Here is a 4,247-nt window from a genome sequence, read left to right as displayed (position 1 = left end):
TGACATCAGGTATGTGGTGCGTATGTGGTGCAAACCGAATTGGAGAAACTAAAACAGCAATCTAGACGGTATGGAGGCGATCTGAGGCCGAAGGCCTCGGGCTGCAATCGGACGTGGGTTGCCGGTGTCGAGTGAAGACTCGCACTGGTAGAGCCACAGTTGCAGATCAGGAGGCCTCCGGTGAGTTTCAACGGTACGAGTGTCGGGTTGGACGTGCATGCGCTTTCGGTGGTTGCGCATGCCGTCGATGAGGAAACGGGTCGGGTCGAGCGTGCACGGTTGTGTCCTGATCACGGCGAGATTCTGGCCTGGTTGCACCAGCTGCGTGGCCCGGTGCGAGTGGCCTATGAAGCCGGGCCGACGGGGTTCGGACTCGCGCGGGCGTTGGCCGCTGCCGAGATCGACTGTGTGGTGGCTGCACCGTCGAAGTTGATCCGTCCGGCCGGGGATCGGATCAAGACCGACGCTCGCGATGCCGCGCATCTGACTCGGCTGCTGCGATTGGGCGAGGTCACCGCCGTCACGGTGCCCGAAGTCGAGGTGGAGGCAGTGCGCGATCTGGTCCGCGCTCGCGAGGACGCCCGTGCGGATCTGATGCGAGTTCGGCACCGCTTGTCCAAGCTGCTGTTGCGCCAGGGCCTCGTGTACTCGGGTGGGCAAGCGTGGAACGGTGTGCACGAAACCTGGCTGCGGCGGCAACGATTCGACGATTCCCACACCGCGGCGGCCTTCGATCATCACTTCGATGCGGTGCTCACTGCGACGGCTGCTCGGGACCGTCTCGACGAGCAGATCGTCACGGTCGCGGCTTCACCGCGCTGGGCCGATCAGGTCGACCGGCTGGGCTGCTTGCGCGGAATCTCGGCGCTGACCGGACTGGCGTTGACCGTCGAGATCGGTGACTGGACCCGGTTCACCGGGTCCTCGATCGGCGCCTACGTCGGCTTGGTGCCCACCGAGTACTCCTCTGGTGCATCAAGGGCGCAGGGCTCGATCACCAAGGCGGGCAATGCCCACGTCCGGCGATTGTTGATTGAATCGGCCTGGCATCACCGAGCGGCCTACCGCAATCCCGGACCGACGATGAGGGCCCGCTGGGCCAAGGTCGACCCGGCGCTCAAGGACCGCGGGCATGCCGGGAACCGGCGTCTGCACCAGCAGTGGTGCCGATTCAACGAACGCAAGAAGCCCCATGTCGTGGCCAACGTCGCGATCGCCCGTCAACTGGCCGGCTGGTGCTGGTCACTGGCCACGCTGAACTAACGGGCCATCACCAAACTTGATCGGAGCCAGCCGGTCGACGGCGAGGTAGGCGAACTAGATCTGCGTTACAGCTATGAGCCACAACAGCCTTCACTGAATCCTGGTGTGACGCCCGTCTCTAGAGAGCAGCCACCGTTCGCGCCGAACCATCGTCTTGCGGTACCAAACCCGCGCATATCAGTCTGACACCAACCGTCGTTGACCAACGACCGCCGCGGCACCGACTGAGCCCGATCAAACGAAAGCCGCCCCCGGCACTAAACCGGGGCGGCTTTCACCTGCCTATTGACAAACAGTGCCTACATATCAGCTGTACAAACTCTTGTGCGCGGTACTGGGATTGAACCTGTACCCGTGCAACTCTCCGAGTGACCGTCTGACCAGCGTTAGAAAGCCTCTGATGTGGCGACATGCGAAACAGTACCCGTGGACAGCAATGGACGCAGGGGGACACTGCGGTGCTCTGGTGTTGCACGTTTATTGCACGGACAGGGGAACCAGTGACGCGCGCACGCCGCACCTTTGGACGCTTACGCAAGCTGCCGTCCGGCCGCTGGCAGGCCGCCTATCTTGGGCCCGATGATCGGCTTCACACAGCTAAATCGACGTTCGCCGCCAAGGTTGACGCCGAGGCGTGGCTGACCGACCGCCGCCGCGAAATCGACCGTGAGCTATGGTCTCCGCCGGCCACGGTCGAACAGAAAACGACCAAACGCAAGACCGAGGTCAAGTTCCGCCAGTATGCCGACACATGGCTAGAGACGCGCACTGTTAGGGGGCGCTCGCTGCGCCCCCGCACCCAGGCCCATTACCGGCAACTTCTCGATGACCACCTACTGCCGACATTCGGCGGCAAGCCGGTACGCGATATCTCCATGACAGCGGTTGACCGCTGGGACGCCAAGACGTTGACTGACCATCCGACGATGCGGGCACACGCCTACTCGCTGCTAAAGACCATCCTGGAGACCGCGCGCACCCGGGACCGAATCATCGCCGCCAACCCTGTGCGATACGCGGCGCGGGAACGGCTGAGCGCAAAATCAAGCCGAGGCCCGCGACGTTAGAACAGTTGAACATCATCGTGGGGGAGATGCCCGACCACCTCAAGCTGATGGTGCTACTGGCCACCTGGACGGCCTGCCGATTCGGCGAGCTGGTCGAGCTGCGCGGCGGGGACGTTGACCTCGACGAGGCAGTGATCCGCATCCGCCGAGCGGCCGTGAGGGTCGATAAGGGCTGGACAGTTGGCGACCCCAAAAGCGAAGCGGGCAAACGCGACATCGCGCTACCGCCGCATATCGTGCCAGCAGTCAAAGAACATCTAGCCAAACATGTTGACAAACGGGCTGATTCGCTACTTTTTCCAGCGAAGAACGGCGGATACCTTCAACCGTCCACCTTCCAACGCCACTTCTACCGGGGCAGGGACAAAGCTAAGCGACCCGACCTCAGACTGCACGATTGCCGCCACACCGGAGCGGTCTTGGCGGCGCAGGCGGGCGGTACTTTGGCGGAACTGATGGCCCGGTTGGGGCACAGCACTCCCGCCGCGGCCATGCGTTACCAGCACAGCGCCGCAATGCGGACTTAGTGATCTTGAATCCCCAAGATTGGCTGAGCCTGCGGCAGACCAAGACATCCTTCGACTCCTACGTTTTGAAGCAGAACGATCCCGGCGAACTCGGCGGAATCGATCACCTATTCCAATTGCGGATAGCTCAGACCACCAGCATTCCGCAAGGAACCGCGCTGGTCTTGGACACCTCCGTCGCCGTCAACATTTTCCGGCGCTGGGGATTAACCGTCGAAGTGAACCCGTGGGCCGGCGACGAATTCAAAGCGAACCAACTGATCGTCCGCGCTGAAACTCGGCTTGGTGTCGGCTGCATCTATCCGAAAGCTGTTTGTAAGGTGACGAACCTGTTCCCGTCCAGCTGATGAGCCTCTCGGTGCGCCCGGCGTCAACCACTGCAAAAAACGGGATCGCCTCCCCTAGGCATGACAGTGGATGGCCGGCCATGACGGACTCCTTAATCTCGAGTCGCGACCAGCGCCGGGACACCGAGACCTCCCGCGACCGCACTCGCTGGCGGATAATTCATGTCGGGACCAACCACCCTCCGCCCGAAAGGTACGTGCCATCATGACCGACACCGCGTCCAGCACAACCACTCCGACCAACCCGGCGTGGACTCGCTGGCTCAATCCAATCCTCGCCATCACCGGCATCGCGGTCGGCATCTTCATCATTGCCGCCGGCCTCTGGCTCATCTTCGCGCAGCCAAGCGGCTGCATGATGAAAGCCAGCGCGCCGACAACCCAGTCGAAGGATTGCTGTGCGTCCATGAAAGCCGACATGAAAGGCATGAACATGCCCTCAATGTCCCCGATGCCGAGCATGTCTCCGATGCCAAAGATGCCGATGCCCACCCCCAGCCGGTGATTGCTCACTGGGAGAAAAGTATTGCAGCACAAGCACAAGAAACCAGCACTACTCAGCCTAATCTTGAAGCCAGCAATTAGCTAGCAACAAAAATGCTCTGAACAGGGGGTATGCAAATCCCAGCAAACCCTCCATTGGACCAGCCTTTGGCTCATCCCTTATTTCGCCCACGAAATTGCGGTTTTCACATGTGTTGTTGAAATTCTGTTTGCGAAAATCGCGGGGGGCCCTCGACTCCGAGTAGCCCCCTTTCCTCCCGAGATTTGCCTACCGCCCACCCGGCGAACCATCGTGCGGCTCAGACACTAACCCATTGCGCCACAAGGGGATCGAGAGGAAACGATGACACTTCAGCATGGACGCACCCGCTATACCCGCGGTTGCCGCTGCGAAGTGTGCAAGGCGGCCGAACGCGACTACCAGCGCACTCGCTACCAGCGCCAGCGTGGTCTAGCCACCGACGACGCCGCAGACACGCGGCCCGTGCTGACTGCGGTCACCGGTTCAGACGCGGATTCGTCGGGTGACGGCCCGGTGG

General features: G+C 61.8%; 4 protein-coding genes and 1 pseudogene. All 5 read left to right on the top strand.

Translation table 11 applies throughout. The features are described from left to right. Positions 1–180: 180 nt before the first annotated feature. Positions 181–1,263: an IS110 family transposase gene (locus WA317_RS19345; RefSeq protein WP_425174570.1), complete on the top strand. Its 1,083-nt coding sequence runs from the start codon at positions 181–183 to the stop codon at positions 1,261–1,263. Between the two features lie 479 nt (positions 1,264–1,742). Continuing rightward, a pseudogene (locus tag WA317_RS19340) lies at positions 1,743–2,857 on the top strand (tyrosine-type recombinase/integrase). Between the two features lie 5 nt (positions 2,858–2,862). Beyond that, positions 2,863–3,204 (top strand): phage major capsid protein, encoded by a 342-nt coding sequence (locus tag WA317_RS19335; RefSeq protein WP_425174569.1) that lies wholly within the window; start codon positions 2,863–2,865, stop codon positions 3,202–3,204. A 205-nt stretch (positions 3,205–3,409) separates the two neighbouring features. Further along, positions 3,410–3,709, top strand: coding sequence for a hypothetical protein (locus tag WA317_RS19330; RefSeq protein ID WP_425174568.1), 300 nt, complete (start codon positions 3,410–3,412; stop codon positions 3,707–3,709). Positions 3,710–4,051: 342 nt separating this feature from the next. Next, on the top strand, positions 4,052–4,247 hold a 196-nt coding region (locus WA317_RS19325; protein WP_425174567.1), incomplete at its 3' end, for a hypothetical protein.

The sequence above is a fragment of the Mycobacterium sp. genome (assembly GCF_049802695.1).
In the GTDB taxonomy this organism is placed as follows: Bacteria; Actinomycetota; Actinomycetes; order Mycobacteriales; family Mycobacteriaceae; genus Mycobacterium.
Note: the sequence above shows the minus strand (reverse complement) of the source record. Positions and strands in the feature narration are given on the sequence as shown.

Bases quoted from the DNA above. Each gene is read 5' to 3' on its own strand.
- WA317_RS19330 (WP_425174568.1), top strand. From the start codon at position 3,410: ATGACCGACACCGCGTCCAGCACAACCACTCCGACCAACCCGGCGTGG.